This is a genomic window from Parahoeflea halophila (assembly GCF_900220985.1).
Taxonomy (GTDB): domain Bacteria; phylum Pseudomonadota; class Alphaproteobacteria; order Rhizobiales; family Rhizobiaceae; genus Hoeflea; species Hoeflea halophila.
This window is the reverse complement of record NZ_OCPC01000005.1, coordinates 278,527-293,516: the sequence shown is the minus strand read 5'-3', so window position 1 is coordinate 293,516 and position 14,990 is coordinate 278,527. Positions and strand designations below refer to the sequence as shown.

General features: G+C 62.2%; 14 protein-coding genes. 6 read left to right on the top strand and 8 right to left on the bottom strand.

Going from position 1 to position 14,990, the window contains the following annotated elements:
• Positions 1-9 precede the first annotated feature (9 nt).
• From CRO46_RS16765 to ispD, 4 genes are all read left to right on the top strand, one after another.
• The gene (locus tag CRO46_RS16765; RefSeq protein WP_097108946.1) at positions 10-849 is read left to right on the top strand and encodes a fumarylacetoacetate hydrolase family protein; all 840 of its coding nucleotides are present in this window, start codon (positions 10-12) and stop codon (positions 847-849) included.
• A gap of 264 nt (positions 850-1,113) precedes the next feature.
• On the top strand, positions 1,114-2,256 hold the full coding sequence (locus CRO46_RS16760) for a fumarylacetoacetate hydrolase family protein (RefSeq protein ID WP_097108945.1): 1,143 nt from the start codon (positions 1,114-1,116) through the stop codon (positions 2,254-2,256).
• Positions 2,257-2,268: 12 nt separating this feature from the next.
• The gene (locus CRO46_RS16755; protein WP_097108944.1) at positions 2,269-3,774 is read left to right on the top strand and encodes an aldehyde dehydrogenase (NADP(+)); all 1,506 of its coding nucleotides are present in this window, start codon (positions 2,269-2,271) and stop codon (positions 3,772-3,774) included.
• Positions 3,775-3,993: 219 nt separating this feature from the next.
• Positions 3,994-4,698: a 2-C-methyl-D-erythritol 4-phosphate cytidylyltransferase gene (gene ispD, locus CRO46_RS16750; RefSeq protein WP_097108943.1), complete on the top strand. Its 705-nt coding sequence runs from the start codon at positions 3,994-3,996 to the stop codon at positions 4,696-4,698.
• A gap of 36 nt (positions 4,699-4,734) precedes the next feature.
• On the opposite strand, the gene CRO46_RS16745 is transcribed toward ispD, so the two are convergent.
• The 4 genes from CRO46_RS16745 to CRO46_RS16730 all read right to left on the bottom strand — a co-directional run bounded on the left by CRO46_RS16745 (position 4,735) and on the right by CRO46_RS16730 (position 9,468).
• Positions 4,735-5,415 (bottom strand): GntR family transcriptional regulator, encoded by a 681-nt coding sequence (locus tag CRO46_RS16745; protein WP_097108942.1) that lies wholly within the window; start codon positions 5,413-5,415, stop codon positions 4,735-4,737.
• Between the two features lie 9 nt (positions 5,416-5,424).
• Entirely contained in the window at positions 5,425-6,306 is an 882-nt protein-coding gene (locus CRO46_RS16740; protein ID WP_097108941.1) for a dihydrodipicolinate synthase family protein, read from the bottom strand.
• Between the two features lie 196 nt (positions 6,307-6,502).
• Positions 6,503-8,302 carry an IlvD/Edd family dehydratase gene (locus CRO46_RS16735; RefSeq protein ID WP_097108940.1) on the bottom strand — a complete coding sequence of 600 codons (1,800 nt, stop codon included), beginning with the start codon at positions 8,300-8,302 and terminating at the stop codon, positions 6,503-6,505.
• A 377-nt stretch (positions 8,303-8,679) separates the two neighbouring features.
• Entirely contained in the window at positions 8,680-9,468 is a 789-nt protein-coding gene (locus CRO46_RS16730; RefSeq protein ID WP_097108939.1) for a FadR/GntR family transcriptional regulator, read from the bottom strand.
• 189 nt (positions 9,469-9,657) lie between these two features.
• On the opposite strand from CRO46_RS16730, the gene CRO46_RS16725 reads away from it, so the two are divergent.
• Together CRO46_RS16725 and CRO46_RS16720 are read left to right on the top strand one after the other, a co-directional pair.
• On the top strand, positions 9,658-10,230 hold the full coding sequence (locus tag CRO46_RS16725) for a TetR/AcrR family transcriptional regulator (protein WP_097108938.1): 573 nt from the start codon (positions 9,658-9,660) through the stop codon (positions 10,228-10,230).
• Positions 10,231-10,260: 30 nt separating this feature from the next.
• A complete protein-coding gene (locus CRO46_RS16720) occupies positions 10,261-10,590 on the top strand; it encodes a DMT family transporter (RefSeq protein ID WP_097108937.1) in 330 nt (109 codons plus the stop codon).
• Positions 10,591-10,672: 82 nt separating this feature from the next.
• On the opposite strand, the gene CRO46_RS16715 is transcribed toward CRO46_RS16720, so the two are convergent.
• The 4 genes from CRO46_RS16715 to pimC form a co-directional block, all read right to left on the bottom strand.
• Positions 10,673-11,722: an NADP-dependent oxidoreductase gene (locus CRO46_RS16715; RefSeq protein WP_097108936.1), complete on the bottom strand. Its 1,050-nt coding sequence runs from the start codon at positions 11,720-11,722 to the stop codon at positions 10,673-10,675.
• Positions 11,723-11,745: 23 nt separating this feature from the next.
• Entirely contained in the window at positions 11,746-12,516 is a 771-nt protein-coding gene (locus tag CRO46_RS16710; protein ID WP_097108935.1) for an SDR family NAD(P)-dependent oxidoreductase, read from the bottom strand.
• A gap of 36 nt (positions 12,517-12,552) precedes the next feature.
• Entirely contained in the window at positions 12,553-13,707 is a 1,155-nt protein-coding gene (locus CRO46_RS16705) for an acyl-CoA dehydrogenase family protein (protein WP_097108934.1), read from the bottom strand.
• Positions 13,708-13,785: 78 nt separating this feature from the next.
• Positions 13,786-14,988, bottom strand: coding sequence for a pimeloyl-CoA dehydrogenase large subunit (gene pimC / locus CRO46_RS16700; protein ID WP_097108933.1), 1,203 nt, complete (start codon positions 14,986-14,988; stop codon positions 13,786-13,788).
• Positions 14,989-14,990: the final 2 nt, after the last annotated feature.

The window sequence follows — 14,990 nt, the reverse complement described above, 5'->3', positions numbered from 1 at the left end:
AATACAATCATGAAACTGCTTCGCGTCGGCGCCCCCGGACAGGAAAAACCAGCCATTCTTGATGCCGATGGCAAGGCCCGCGATCTCTCGTCCGTGGTCGGCGACATTGCCGGAGACACCCTGCTGCCCGAAACGCTCGGCAAGATCGCCGCAATCGATCCGGCGACATTGCCGGAGCTCGAAGCCGGCCGTATCGGCCCTTGCGTCGGCCAGATCGGAAAGTTCATCTGTATCGGGCTCAATTACTCCGACCACGCGGCCGAAAGTGGCCTCGATGTGCCCAAGGAGCCGGTGATCTTCATGAAGGCCACCAGTGCCGTCTGCGGCCCCAACGACACGGTCTTGATCCCGCGCAACTCGGTCAAGACCGATTGGGAAGTCGAGCTTGGCATCGTCATCGGCAAGGGCGGCGTCTATATCGACGAGGCGGACGCGCTCGATCATGTCGCCGGCTACTGCGTCATCAATGACGTGTCCGAGCGCGAGTTCCAGATTGAACGCTGCGGCACCTGGGACAAGGGCAAGGGCTGCGACACCTTCGGACCGATTGGCCCCTGGCTGGTAACGCGCGACGAGGTTGCCGATCCGCAGGACCTCAGGATGTGGCTTGAAGTCGATGGCCACCGCTATCAGGATGGGTCCACCAGCACCATGGTCTTCGGCGTCCAGCATCTGGTCCATTATGTCAGCCAGTTCATGAGCCTGCAGCCAGGCGACGTGATCTCCACCGGCACCCCTCCCGGCGTCGGCATGGGCCAGAAGCCGCCGACCTACTTGAAGGGCGGCGAGACCATGGAACTCGGAATCGAGGGCCTGGGTCAGCAGCGTCAGAAAGTCGGCAGGGCCTGACCTAAGCCGGGATCGGCGGCATGGCGCCGCCGCGGCGGCAGATCCGGCAGTGTCAGTGGCGCCGGGTTCCGGCGTCATTGTCGCGTTCCCGGGGTTGCGGGTGAGGCCAATCTAATGCATGTCGCGTTCAAATGGATTCATTTGAACGATAACGTACATGCATCATTTCAAAGTGTTACAGCGACATTTGCGCATCCGATTAGATGCGTGGCGCTGTAATCGAAACAGGAGCCGCGACGTAATGCTTCTGGGAGGAGCTGTTCCATGACCGATTTCAATCTGCCTGCGGATGGTGTTTTCCTGGGCCGCATCTGGTCGCCGGAAGCCCGGGGACCGTCCGTCGTCACCATCCGTGACGGATCGGTTTTCGACATCACCTCGAAACAGGCGCCGACGGTGCGTGATATCTGCGAGATGGCGGATCCGGCGGGCTATGTCCGCAATGCGGAAGGCACCGTGGTCGGCGAGCTTGCGGAGATTGCCGGCAATGCAGGCGATAGGGGCAGGCCGCACTTCCTGGCGCCCTGCGACCTGCAGGCGGTCAAGGCTTGCGGCGTGACCTTCGCCTCATCTATGGTCGAGCGGGTGATCGAGGAGAAGGCCGCAGGCGACCCGAAAAAGGCGCTCGAGATCCGCACCCGGGTCGGCGATATCATCGGCGGCTCGCTGCGCAACATCAAGGCCGGCTCGCCTCAGGCCGCACAGGTCAAGGCGGCACTGCTCATTGAAGGGCTGTGGAGCCAGTATCTCGAAGTCGGCATCGGTCCGGACGCGGAAGTGTTCACCAAGGCGCAGGTTCTGTCGTCGGTCGGCCCCGGCGCCGAGGTCGGCCTGCACCCGGTGTCGAAATGGAACAATCCCGAGCCGGAGATCGTGCTCGCGGTGTCCTCGAAAGGCACAATTGTCGGCGCATCATTGGGCAACGATGTCAATCTGCGCGATGTCGAAGGCCGCTCGGCGTTGCTTCTGGGCAAGGCCAAGGACAACAATGCAAGCTGTTCCATCGGCCCGATGATCCGCCTGTTCGACAAGACTTTCACGCTCGACGACGTGCGCCAGGCCGAGCTCGATTTGACCGTGACCGGCGAAGACGGTTATGTCCTCGAGGGGCATTCCTCGATGAAGGAAATCAGCCGTGATCCCGCCGATCTGGTGGCCCAGACGCTCGGCCGCCATCACCAATACCCCGACGGGTTGGTGCTGTTCCTGGGCACGCTGTTCGCTCCGACGCAGGACAGGAACACGCCGGGTGAAGGCTTCACCCACAAGATCGGCGATGTCGTCACAATTGCATCACCTCGGCTTGGCAGCCTGACCAACACGGTGCGACTGTCGACACAATGCCCGGAATGGACATTCGGTCTTGCCTCTTTTATGCGGAACCTCGCCGCGCGAAACCTTATCTGACTGGAACATGACATGCTGACTGGAAAACATCTGATTGCCGGAAACTGGGTTGCCGGCGACACCACCTTCAAGAGCGAACCGGCCCATGGCGAGGCGCACGATTTCTCGGTCGGCACGCCCGCTCACGTGGATGCGGCAGCCAAGGCTGCGGAAGAGGCTTTCTGGAGCTTCGGCTATTCCAGCCGCGCCGAGCGCGCTGCCCTGCTCAACGCCATTGCCGACGAGATTGAGGCGCGCGGCGAAGAAATCACCGCCATCGGCACATCGGAATCGGGTCTTCCCGAAGCCCGTCTGCAGGGCGAGCGTGGCCGCACCACCGGCCAGCTCAGGCTGTTTGCCAGCCATATCGAGAAGGGTGATTATCTCGATCGCCGCCATGACGAGGCGCTGCCTGATCGCGCGCCGCTGCCGCGCCCGGATCTGCGCATGATCCAGCGCCCGATCGGCCCGGTTGCCGTCTTCGGCGCGTCGAATTTCCCGCTCGCCTTTTCCACCGCCGGCGGCGACACCGCGGCTGCATTGGCGGCAGGCTGCCCGGTCGTAGTCAAGGGCCATTCCGCCCATCCCGGCACCGGCGAGATCGTCGCTCAGGCCGTCGATGCGGCGATCAAGAAGCTCGGCATGCACCCCGGCATCTTCTCGCTGATCCAGGGCGGCAAGCGCGATGTCGGCCAGAGCCTGGTCCAGCACCCGCTGATCAAGGCTGTCGGTTTCACCGGCTCGCTCGCCGGTGGCCGCGCGCTGTTTGACCTCTGTGCTCAGCGTCCAGAGCCGATCCCGTTCTTCGGTGAGCTCGGCTCGGTCAACCCGATGTTCCTGCTGCCCGAGGCCGTCAAGGCGCGCGGCGGGGAGATTGCAAAGGGCTGGGCCGGATCGCTGACCATGGGAGCGGGCCAGTTCTGCACCAATCCGGGCATTGCCGTCATCATCGACAGCGCGGAAGCCGATGCCTTCGTCGAAGCGGCCACCGAAGCTCTCGCTCCCATCGGCGCCCAGACCATGCTGACCGATGGCATCGCTGAAGCCTACCGCGCCGGCCGTGACCGGGTTGCAGGTGTTACCGGTGTTCGGGAACTGCTGACCTCGACCTGCGACATGCGCAATGCCACGCCGTATCTGTTCGCCACCACCGGCAAGGAATGGCTCGACAATGAAGTGCTGGGCGAGGAAGTCTTCGGCCCGCTTGGTCTGGTCGTCCGGGCTGCCGATTTTGACGAGATGCAGAAGATTGCAAAAAGCCTCGCCGGTCAGCTTACCTGCACCCTGCATCTCGACAAGGGTGACAGCGAGCTGGGTCGTGCGCTGATGCCGGTGCTCGAGCGCAAGGCCGGCCGGGTTCTCGCCAACGGCTTCCCCACCGGTGTGGAAGTGGCCGACTCGATGGTCCACGGCGGCCCCTATCCCGCCTCGACAAATTTCGGCGCCACCTCGGTCGGAACGCTGTCGATCCGCCGCTTTCTGCGCCCGGTTTGTTACCAGAACATGCCTGCCGAGCTGCTGCCGGACGACTTAGGCTGAACCCCCTGGCAGCACGTTCATCATCAGGCCGGCCCCACCTGTCCAAGCAACAGATCGGGGCCGGTTTCATGTGTGCGGGTGGACACGGCAGATCGAAATCTGCCGCAGTTCTGTGCAACAGGGGCCATCGGCTTGACTGAGAGCTCTCATGTCCCTCTGTCGCGGCCCCACCGGCAACTATGATTGCAGTTCCGTTGCTGCTGGTTTAGTGCAGGCGCCATGTCGAATTCCGTGCTGATCGTCGCTGCCGGCCGCGGCCACCGCCTGGGTGGCGAGATCCCGAAGCAGTTTCTTCCCATCGGCGGCGTCAGCTCGCTGCGCCGCTCCGTTGAGGCGTTTCTGGCGTTGGATGCAATTGATCTGCTGCGCGTTGTCATCCATCCCGATGATCAGCATCTTTGTGAGCAGGCCCTTGCGGGGCTCGATGACCGGCGGCTGCTCGCGCCAGTGCATGGCGGCAGCACGCGGGCGGAGTCGGTTCGCCTGGGTCTGGAATCCTTTGCTGGAACCAATACCCGCAAGGTTCTTGTTCACGACGCGGCGCGGCCCTTCGTGCCCGCATCGGTTATCGAGGCCGTACTCGAAGCTCTGAACGAGGCCGAGGGCGCCTTCGCCGCGCTGCCGGTGGTGGATGCTCTCTGGAGCGCTCAGGGAAATCATGCCATCGCACCGGTCTCCCGCGAAGGCCTCTGGCGGGCCCAGACGCCGCAGGGGTTTCATTTCGACCGCATCCTCGCAGCCCACCGCGACCATGCAGGCGAGGCTCATGACGATGTGGCAGTGGCCCGTACCGCGGGTATGGAAGTCACTATCGTCGAGGGCGCGGAGGCCAATTTCAAGATCACCACCGCAGCCGATCTCGATCGGGCCGAGGCCGAAGTGACGCGGCTGCAGCAGGCGTCTCCCAAGCAGGATTATCAGTAAGACCAAGAGGAAGCCGGCCGGTGGTTCGCCGACCAGTTATTCCATGTTGATGGCACGCCGCCGCGCAACCTCGATATGGGTCTGCATGGCTTTCGCCGCAGCCTCGGGATCGCGGGCTTCAAGCGCCTTGATGATGGCCATGTGGTCGCCGATCACCGAGGGGATCATCGGCACGTAAAGCCGGGTCTCGGCAAGCCGGATCAGCCGGATCTTGATCCAGTTGACCCGGTAGGCCTGGGCTATGATGTCGTTGCCGAGCCCATCGATGATGGCTTCGTGCAGCTGCAGATCGACTGCTTCCGCATCCTGCATCAGCCCCTCTTCGTCGCCGCGTTCGAACCGCTCGAGGATACCTTCGTGACTGGCCCGCAGGCTTGCAACCAGATCGGGATCGGCGCTAATCGCAAAAAGCCGCACGGCGGCGACCTCGATGAACTCGCGAAACTGATAGGCGTTGCGTACCAGATTGAGATCCACCTGCGGCACCTGCATGCCGCGCTGCGGCGCGGTGCGGATCAGACCTTCGGCTTCCAGCCGCGGCACCAGCTCGCGAATGGCGCCGAGCGGATAGCCGGTGATCTCCACCAGCTGCCGCTGGGTGATGAACTGGCCCGGCTTGATCTCCTGCGCGAGCAGGCTTCTGGTATAGCCCTCATAGGCCTGCTCGCGCAGTTTGAGCGGTTCACCGTCCTTGTGCGATATAGGCAGCGAGCTCATTTCTGTTCCTCAGGCGTTTGCCATGATGGCGTCGAAGGCTTGAAGCAGATCCGATTTCTGCTCCGGGCTCAGTTGCGTCAGTGGCGGGCGCACGGCATCAAATCCGTTGTCATCGGCAAGATGTCCGGCAAGCAGTTTGACCGCGGGGATGATCGGATTGGAGACAACCAGATTTGTCAGTTCGATGAGCACACGGCCCTCGTCTTTCGAATGGATCACCGGGGCAAGCAGCTCCGGTGCGATGTTGGCGAGCCCGCAGATCGAACCTTCCGCCCCCTTTGCCATGGCGCGCGGCAGCAATCGTTCGTCACCCACCAGCACCGAGATGTCGCCATGGCCGGCGAGGAAACGTTCCGCCGTCGCCCAGTCGCCGGATGAATCCTTGATGCCGGTGATGATACCGGGCCAGGCCTTGCGCAGCCGGGCGATCAGGTCGGGCGACAGCGCAACCGCGGTCTGGCCGGGAATATGATACATGATGACGCCACGGAGCCTGTCGCCAATGCGCATGAACACCTGGTTGAACCAGTTGAAGAGACCGTCCTCATCCGTGCCCTTCATGAAGAAGGGCGGTGCCATCAAGAGCCCCGCGGCACCTGCGTCAAGTGCCGCAATGGATTGGGCAACGGCGTCGTCAATGGCAGGCGCCATGATGCCAACGTGTATGGGGGTACCTGCCGGCATCGTCTTGGCTACCGCGTCGAACATCGCCTTGCGCTCGTCGAGCGTCAGCCCGAAGCCTTCGCCGGTTGTGCCACACAGGGTGACGCCGTCGCAGCCGCGCGCCAGCAAGCTGCCCGCATGTTTGGCAAGCTTTGCAAGGTCAACTTCGCCAGACGCCGAATAGGGTGTCACCAAAGCTGCAGAAAGGCCGAAGATCGGGTTGGTCATGGAGAATTCGCCAGTTGGTTGTTGCTAACATGTTAGTGCGTGCACGTATATGAACTCCCCGGTCCGGTAAAGCCCGGCAGGGTAACAAATCGCGTGCACAGCAAGGGTGCGGTGGAGATCCTCAGGCTTCATTCAGACGCACCCCGGACGCAGCGTTTGCGCCAGGGGTGCTGCAAGGAGCCGGCGGGCCGCCGGATCAGTGGTTGTCGCGCGGAACCGATTTCTGAGCGACGCGCTGGAATTCGTCGGCGCCACGCAACACCATGCCCTCCGCGAAGGGTTCAGCCAGTTCGCGGAAATATTTCTGCCAGGGTGTCTGGCTCGCCGGAAGCTGGTAGCCGCCCGAAGCCGCCAGGTCCTCTGCGCGCTTGGCCCATTCTTCACTGGGCACCAGGGCATCGACGCGGCTTTTGCTCAGATCGATCCGGATCCGGTCGCCATTGCGCAACAGCGCGAGCCCGCCGCCGGCAGCAGCTTCCGGCGAGGCATTGAGGATGGAAGGCGAGGCCGATGTTCCCGACTGGCGGCCGTCACCGATACAGGGCAGGGCGGACACGCCCTTGTTTAAGAGATAGCTTGGCGGGCGCATGTTGACCACTTCAGCGCCGCCCGGGTACCCCAGCGGTCCGGCCCCACGCATGACCAGGATCGAGTTTTCATCGACGCCAAGGCTCGGGTCATCGATCACCCGGTTGTAGTGCTCGGGCCCGTCAAACACCACGGCAGTGCCTTCGAATGCCTCCAAGTCATCGGGGTTGGACAGGTAGCGCTTGCGGAAGGCGTCCGAGATCACCGAGGTCTTCATGATGGCGCTGTCGAACAGGTTGCCCTTGAGATTGAGGAAACCTGCATCCTGCATCAGCGCCCCAGAGATCGGGCGGATCACGTCCGGATTCTCGGTCTCGCGATCGGCGCAGTTCTCGCCGATGCTGCGGCCGTTCGCGGTCAGGGCGCCGGGATGCGGCAGCAGATTGGCCTTGAGCAATTCGGCGATGACAGCGGGGACGCCGCCGGCGCGGTGAAAATCCTCACCCAGATAGGTGCCTGCCGGCTGCAGATTGGTCAGCAGCGGCACGTGGTGTCCAAGGTTTTGCCAGTCGTCATTGGTGAGCTCGACGCCGATGTGCCGGGCAACGGCAACCATGTGGATGGGTGCGTTGGTCGAGCCGCCGAGAGCCGAGTTGGTGACGATGACATTCTCGAAGGCTTCGCGGGTCATGATGTCGGAGGGCTTGAGATCTTCGCGCACCATGTCGACGATGCGTTTTCCCGTGGCATAGGCCATCTGGCCGCGTTCGCGATAGGGCGCCGGAATGGCGGCCGATCCCGGCAGCTGCATGCCCAGCGCTTCGGCCAGCGAGTTCATCGTCGTGGCCGTACCCATGGTGTTGCAATAGCCGACCGAAGGCGCCGACGAGGTCACCAGCTCGGCAAACTGCTCGTCGTCGATCTTGCCTTCGGCGTGAAGCTCGCGGGCCTTCCAGACGATCGTGCCTGAACCGGTCCTCTCGCCGCGGAAATAGCCGTTCAGCATCGGGCCGACCGAAAACGCGATTGCCGGAATGTTGACGGTTGCCGCGGCCATCAGCAGGGCAGGGGTGGTCTTGTCGCAGCCGATGGTCAGCACCACACCGTCGAGCGGATAGCCGTAAAGCGATTCCACCAGGCTCAGATAGGCAAGGTTCCTGTCGAGCATCGCCGTGGGGCGCTTGCCCGTTTCCTGGATGGGATGCACTGGCACTTCGAGTGGAACGCCGCCATTGGCGATGATGCCGTCGCGGATGCGCTTCGCAAGCTCGATGTGATGGCGGTTGCACGGGGACAGGTCCGAGCCCGTCTGGGCGATGGCAATGATGGGCTTTCCCGATTGCAACTCGTCGCGGGTGAGGCCGTAATTGACGTAGCGCTCTACATAGAGCGCGGTCATTTCCCGGTTCTCCGGATTGTCGAACCACAATTGCGAACGCAGTTTTGCGGGTTTGTCCTTGCTTGACATCTACCTCTCCAATGCCGTTTGGCGTGCACCTAAATTTGCCCGTTGCCGGTTGTCTGTTGTCCGCTTTCCGGGAGCCCGATCGATCAGATGCTGACGATCAGATGTTGACGGGCAGCAGCGTCGGGGCAAGCTGTGTTAGCAGCCCTTTGTTTCGTTACAAAACGAATATGTCGACGCTGCTGCACTGAGAGCAATTGCCGCTCGGCTCAAGCCGCGAACACCTGCTCTACAGGTTGTGCGACAGCGGTGTGCCGACATGATGCCCCGCGTCGGCTCGCTGAGCAGGACCACCTCCGGACCGGTCATTAACTCTTCCCTTCATGGTCACCCTGCCAGCTGGCGCGATATGCAGCGACCATCTCCCCCGACATCTCCGTCTACCTCTCGCGCGGGGCTTGCTCAGCCGGTTTCGCAGCCTCGAAATTCCGGAAGCCCGCGTCGAGATGGGATTTCATCTTGTACTGATAGGCCGTCCGGTCCCGCCGCTCCAGCGTCTCGAGAACCTCTGCATGCTCCGAGTATGTGACGGTCGAGAAGGTCTTGACCGTTTTCGCCTTCAGCATGATTTTCAGGATCACCGGCTTCATGATCTTGTAGACGTCGAGGATAGCCTTGTTGCCGATCACCGACACCAGACGGGTGTGAAAGCGGAAATCGATCTCCGCGGCCTCCATGGCTGAATTGGCGTCGAGGAGTTCCTTGTTTACCTGGTGAAGCTCGGCGATGTCATCCGGCGTGATCCTGTCGAACAGCAGTTCGAACGAGGCGACCTCAAGCAGGCCGCGAAATCCCTGGATGTCGACAAATGTCTCGCGCGAGACTTCGAGTGTGTTGAAGGCGAAAAGGTCGAATGCGCGGGCCATGCGTTCGTCGATCAGCACCGCGCCGACTTTCGGGCGGACCTTGACCACACCATAGGACTTGAGGATGCGCATGGCCTCGCGCACCGTGTTGCGGCCGGCATCAAAGCGCTCGCACAGCTCTTTCTCGGTCGGCAGGCTGTCGCCGACCTTCAGCCCGTCCTCGGAAATCAGTGTGCGGATATGGTCGACCAGTTCATCAACCGCCGAAGCTTTCGTCTGCTGGCTACCCGTCCCTTTTTCTGCGACACCGTTCGCGACGGCACTTTCGGTCTGGTTGTCCGATTTGGGCGGCAGGTCAATCACAATGAGATTTCCAAATTGTTGGACAAATCAAGGATAGCGAAGGCATTAATGCCAAGTCAAGAGGCGCGTATCGCCCGTGGGTGTGTGATCTCTGCCTATTCATCCTACAATTTGCAATGGAGATTGCAAGTCGGTCTTGCCCGTCAGGAATCAGTTTGAAAAAAACCGTCCAGACGGTATGTTTCAAGTATGATGACACGGCTTCAACGCAAGAACAATCCGGCGGCGCTGCGGCTCAGGCTCCTGGACTGCGCCGCTCAGTTGATCGTTGAGCACGGGCTTCCGGCGCTTACGCTGGACGGCGTGGCGCGGGAAGCCGGTGTCAGCAAGGGTGGCTTGCTGCATCATTACAGTTCAAAGGATGCTCTGATCGGCGGGCTGTTCGAGATGGTCGTCGATTGGTTCGGCGGTCAGGTGGAAGCGGCCATTGATCCGGACGAGACCCGCCCGGCCCGGTTCTCACGAGCCTACCTCCAGGTGATCGCGCAAATCGACATGTCGGTGCCCTCGGAGAAGCGGCTGGCGGTGCTGATCCTGATGCTCAGTTCCGATCCGCATTTTTGCGCCCGGTGGACCAGCTGGGTTGAGGCGCAGTTGCGAGAGCACCAGGCGACCGACCAGTCACCGGTGGCGCGGTGCATGCGCCTTGCCGCTGACGGGTTGTGGTTGTCGGACCTCGGTGGCGGCCCGGATTCGGTTGCCACCGTGCGCCACGAGATCCTGCAATTTCTGGAAACCCTTGGCACTGGCCGACAGTCCTGAATTCACACCCCGGCAAAGGAGGGCAATGAGATGCCTTGGCTGTTTCTTGGTATGGCAATCTTTGGCGAAGTCATCGCCACCACTGCGCTCAAGGCTTCCGAGGGCTTTACCAGATGGGACTATGGCAGCATCTCGATCATCGGTTACGCCATCTCGCTCTACCTGCTTGCGATCGTTCTCAAGACCGTTCCGGTCGGCATCGCCTATGCGATTTGGTCCGGGGCCGGAGTGGCACTGGTCACGCTCTTCGGCATCGTGCTGTTTGGCCAGAAGCTGGACCTTTATGCCTATATCGGCATTGCACTGATCGTCGCCGGTGTGCTCGTTCTTAACATGCTCTCAGATTCGGCCACCCATTAAAGGCGCCTTGGCGGTCAGCAACCACACCGGCCCCGACGCATTGTCTCACCCGGGGCGGTGCTTTCGTGGTCTCAAAGGCAGATCACCCGGCGTCGCCAACCTTTACGATCGTCTTGCCGAAGTTCTTGCCGCCGAGCATGCGGATGAAGGCATCAGGTGCGTTCTCCAGCCCCTCGGTCACGTCCTCGCGATAGGCGATCTTGCCGTTGCCAACAAGAGGGCCGACCTCTGCGAGGAAATCGGCGAAGCGGTCGAAGTGATCGGAGATGATGAAACCGCCCACCGTCAGCCGGTTGACGAGGATGGTCCGCCAGGCCTTGGGCAGGCGATCAGGACCGGATGTTTCCCCGGCACCGAGCGCGCCGGAATTGTACCAGGCGATCATGCCACACAGCGGAATCCGTCCGCCGACATTCATCATCGGCAACACTGCTTCAAGCGTCATGCCGGCGATGTTTTCGAAATAGATGTCGATCCCGTCCGGGCAGGCCTCGGAAAGCTCCTTGCGCAGCGCCTTGGCGTCGCTTGTGGCACGGTGATCGATGCAGGCATCAAAACCGAGCTCTTCGACCGCATAGGCGCATTTGTCTGCCCCGCCGGCAATACCGATGGCACGAAGGCCTTTCTGCTTGGCCAATTGGCCGACCATTGACCCAACCGGACCGGTAGCAGCGCCCACGACCAGCGTTTCGCCGGCCTTCGGCTTGCCGATTTCGTTGAAACCGTACCAGCCGGTAAATCCTGGCATGCCGAGCACGCCAAGCGAGGTGGAAACCGGCGCCACACCGGCATCGATCTTTCTCAGCTCGCTGGCTGCAACCACTCCATGGCTGCCCCAGCCGAACATGCCCATGGCAATGTCGCCGGGATTGAATCGCGAGGAGCGGCTTTCAATGACCTCGCCGACTGCTCCACCGCCCATCTGTTCGTCGATTGCCACTGGCGCCGAATAGGATTTGGCGTCATCCATCCGACCGCGCATATAGGGATCGAGCGACATATAAAGGACCTTGAGTAACACTTCGCCCTCGCCGGGCGATGGCATTGCCACGGTCTCGAGACGGAAATTCTCCCGGGTGGGTTGGCCTTCGGGGCGCTTGGCAAGCACGATCCGCTGCATTTGATCAGGCATGGTGTGTTCCTTTCAGGGGCGGTTCAGGCGATGGTGACGCCGCCATCGGCGACAATGACTTGTCCGGTGATGAAGCTGGCGGCAGCAGACGCGAGGAACGCGGCGACCGGGCCGATTTCCTCGGGCAGGCCGATCCGCCTGAGCGGCGTGGTCCCTGTGCGCTGATTCAGATTGTCCTCGTCTTCCCACAGGGCGCGGGCAAAATCGGTTTTCACCAGCCCCGGAGCGATGCAGTTGACCCGCACATTGTCGGGGCCGTGTTCAACAGCCAGGTTGCGCGCCAGGGCAAAATCGGCGGCTTTCGAAATGCCGTAGCCGCCGATCACCGAATTGCCCTGGATCCCGGCAATCGAGGAGACGATGACAATGGCGCCGCCGCCTTTCTGCTTCATCGCCGGAATCACCCGGTTGCAGAGCCAGAGGTTGCTCTTGACGTTCGAGCCCATGATCTTGTCGAAGGCTTCGTCCGACAGCTCTGCAAGCGGACCATAGACCGGATTGACGGCGGCGTTGCAGACAAGGATATCCGGGGCGCCGTAGAGTTTTTCCGTGCTGGCGATGAGACCTTCGACCTCGCCTTTGCGCGAGATGTTGCAGGCCACGACAGCCGCCTCGCCACCTTCGGCGCGGATGGCTTTGGCCACCGGTTCGCAGGCTTCGGCGGTGCGGCTGGAGACGACGACCTTGGCGCCGAGCCGCGCCATGGTTTCAGCCGTCGCCCGGCCTATGCCGCGGCTTGAACCGGTGATGACGGCAATCTTGCCTTCAAGCGAGAATGGCATTGATGCATCCATAGCGCGGTGTCCTCCCAGCTACCGTGGCTCGACCCCTCAACTGTCTTCCCGGATCAGGCCGTCCAGTTGCGCAAGCCGTTTGAGGTGGTGGTTGGCGTCTCCGAAGAGAATGTCGAGCATGGTGGTGCGCTTGAAGTAGTGACCGATGGCATATTCCATGGTCATCCCGACACCGCCATGCAGCTGCACAGCCTCGCGGCCGATAATCTTCGCGGACTCGCCGATCTGAACCTTCGCCGCCGACACAGCTCTGGCCCGTTCGACCGCATCGTCACCCGTTGCCAGCATGCTGGCGTACATCGTCATCGAGCGGGACTGTTCGAGCTCGACAAACATGTCGACCGCCCGGTGCTGCAGCGCCTGGAACGAGCCGATGGTGGTGCCGAACTGGCTGCGGGTCTTCAGGTACTCGAGCGTAAGCTCGTGCATCTTCTCGAAGCACCCGACGGCTTCGGCGCACAGCGCGGCGATGGCTTCGTCGGCGACTCGCGAGATCACCGGCCAGGCTGTCCCCTTGCTGCCGATCAGCGCGTCCGGACCAGCCTTGACCGACTGCAGCGTGATCTCGGCGGCGCGCAACCCGTCCTGTGTCGGGTAGCCGTTGCGCGACACGCCCTCGGCGTCGGCATCGATGATGAACAGCGAGATCCCGTCTTCATCGCGCGCGTTTCCAGATGTCCGCGCGGACACGATCAGCTTGTCTGCGCTGTCACCGTGCAGCACCAGTGCCTTCTTGCCGTCGATCACCCATCCATCGCCGTCCTTTCTGGCGGTGGTCTCGACATCGAACAGATCATAGCGGCCCTGCGGTTCGGCGCAGGCGAAAGCAATCTTCAGCCCGCCTTCGGCCATCGCCGGGATGAGTGCTGCCTTTTGCTCGCCATTGCCGGCATGCCGCAGCACGCCGCCGGCGAGGATGATGCTGGCAAAATACGGCTCGAGGATCAGCGCCTTCCCGAAGGCCTCCATCACGAGCATGGTTTCGGTGGCACCACCGCCGATGCCGCCATCCTCCTCGGCGAAAGGCAGGGCCAGAAGGCCGAGTTCCGCATATTGCTGCCACATCCTGTCGCTGTAGCCGGCCTTGCCGGCGCCGTGCTTCTTGCGCGCCTCGAAACCGTACTGGTCCGCGAGCAGCCGCTCCACGCTGTCCTTGAGCATGGTCTGTTCTTCGGAAAGGTCAAAATCCATTGTGTCGTTCTCCCGACTTGCCGGCGGCCCGGTGTCGAATTGGGGGCGCCGCTGCCGGGGCCCGGATACTCTTTCGTGCTAAAGCCCGAGAATGGCCTTGGCGATGATGTTCTTCTGGATCTCGTTGGACCCGCCGTAGATCGAGACCTTGCGCGTATTGAAATAGGCCGGCGCTATGGTCGAGGCCCAGTCCGGACCGATATCCGGCTCGTTGCGGCCATCGATCGCCTCCTCCGGCTGGTAGGGCATGGCATAGGGGCCGACGACATCCATCAGCAGCTCGGTCGTTGCCTGCTGGATCTCCGAGCCCTTGATCTTCAGAATGGAACTGGCCGGGTCCTGGGTGCCTTTCTCGCGTTTCGCCTCACCGGCAAGCACCCGCAGCTGGGTCATCTCGAGCGCTTTCAGGCGCACCTCGACCGCAGCCACCTTTTCGCGAAATTCCGGCTGGTCGATCATGCGCTCGCCTCCCACACGCTGTTTTGCCGCCAGCTCCTTGATCCGCCGGATGCGCTCCTTCGAGACACCGACGCGGGCAATGTTGACGCGCTCGTTGCCGAGCAGGAACTTCGCATAGTTCCAGCCCTTGTTCTCCTCGCCGACCAGGTTTTCGACCGGAACCCGGACATCGTCGAAGAACACCTCATTGACCTCGTGGCCGCCGTCGATGGTCTGGATCGGGCGTACGGTGATGCCGGGCGTCTTCATGTCGACCAGCAGGAACGAGATGCCGGACTGCTTGCGGGCCTCCGGATCGGTGCGCACCAGGCAGAAGATCCAGTCGGCATACTGGGCCAGCGTGGTCCAGGTCTTTTGGCCATTGACGATGTAGTGATCGCCGTCACGCACGGCGCGGGTTTTCAGCGATGCGAGGTCCGAGCCCGAGCCGGGTTCGGAGAAGCCCTGGCACCACCAGTCTTCCAGCGTCGCGATACGCGGCAGGAAGCGGTTCTTCTGAGCCTCGCTGCCGAAAGTGTAGATCACAGGGCCCACCATGTTGACGCCAAACGCCAGCGGCGCCGGCGCCGGGGCCTGGCTCATTTCCTCGAGATAGATGTATTGCTTGATCGGGCTCCATCCGGTGCCGCCATGCTCGACCGGCCAGTGTGGCACCGCCCACCCCTTGTCGTGCAGGATCCGCGTCCACGTGACCAGCTCTTCCTTGCTGGTGTGGCGCCCGGCGACAATGTTGTCGCGAATGCTGGCAGGAAGCGCCTGCCGGAAAAAGCTGCGGACCTCGTCGCGAAACGCCAGCTCGTCCTCTGTAAATCTCAAATCCATCG

Excerpts from the sequence above, each read along its gene's own strand:
- CRO46_RS16760 (WP_097108945.1), top strand. The coding sequence starts at position 1,114 with ATGACCGATTTCAATCTGCCTGCGGATGGTGTTTTCCTGGGCCGCATC.
- CRO46_RS16745 (WP_097108942.1), bottom strand. The coding sequence starts at position 5,415 with ATGAGCTCGCTGCCTATATCGCACAAGGACGGTGAACCGCTCAAACTG.
- CRO46_RS16705 (WP_097108934.1), bottom strand. The coding sequence starts at position 13,707 with ATGGATTTTGACCTTTCCGAAGAACAGACCATGCTCAAGGACAGCGTG.
- CRO46_RS16735 (WP_097108940.1), bottom strand. The coding sequence starts at position 8,302 with ATGTCAAGCAAGGACAAACCCGCAAAACTGCGTTCGCAATTGTGGTTC.
- CRO46_RS16765 (WP_097108946.1), top strand. The coding sequence starts at position 10 with ATGAAACTGCTTCGCGTCGGCGCCCCCGGACAGGAAAAACCAGCCATT.
- CRO46_RS16725 (WP_097108938.1), top strand. The coding sequence starts at position 9,658 with ATGATGACACGGCTTCAACGCAAGAACAATCCGGCGGCGCTGCGGCTC.
- CRO46_RS16710 (WP_097108935.1), bottom strand. The coding sequence starts at position 12,516 with ATGGATGCATCAATGCCATTCTCGCTTGAAGGCAAGATTGCCGTCATC.
- ispD (WP_097108943.1), top strand. The coding sequence starts at position 3,994 with ATGTCGAATTCCGTGCTGATCGTCGCTGCCGGCCGCGGCCACCGCCTG.
- pimC (WP_097108933.1), bottom strand. The coding sequence starts at position 14,988 with ATGGATTTGAGATTTACAGAGGACGAGCTGGCGTTTCGCGACGAGGTC.
- CRO46_RS16740 (WP_097108941.1), bottom strand. The coding sequence starts at position 6,306 with ATGACCAACCCGATCTTCGGCCTTTCTGCAGCTTTGGTGACACCCTAT.
- CRO46_RS16720 (WP_097108937.1), top strand. The coding sequence starts at position 10,261 with ATGCCTTGGCTGTTTCTTGGTATGGCAATCTTTGGCGAAGTCATCGCC.
- CRO46_RS16755 (WP_097108944.1), top strand. The coding sequence starts at position 2,269 with ATGCTGACTGGAAAACATCTGATTGCCGGAAACTGGGTTGCCGGCGAC.
- CRO46_RS16715 (WP_097108936.1), bottom strand. The coding sequence starts at position 11,722 with ATGCCTGATCAAATGCAGCGGATCGTGCTTGCCAAGCGCCCCGAAGGC.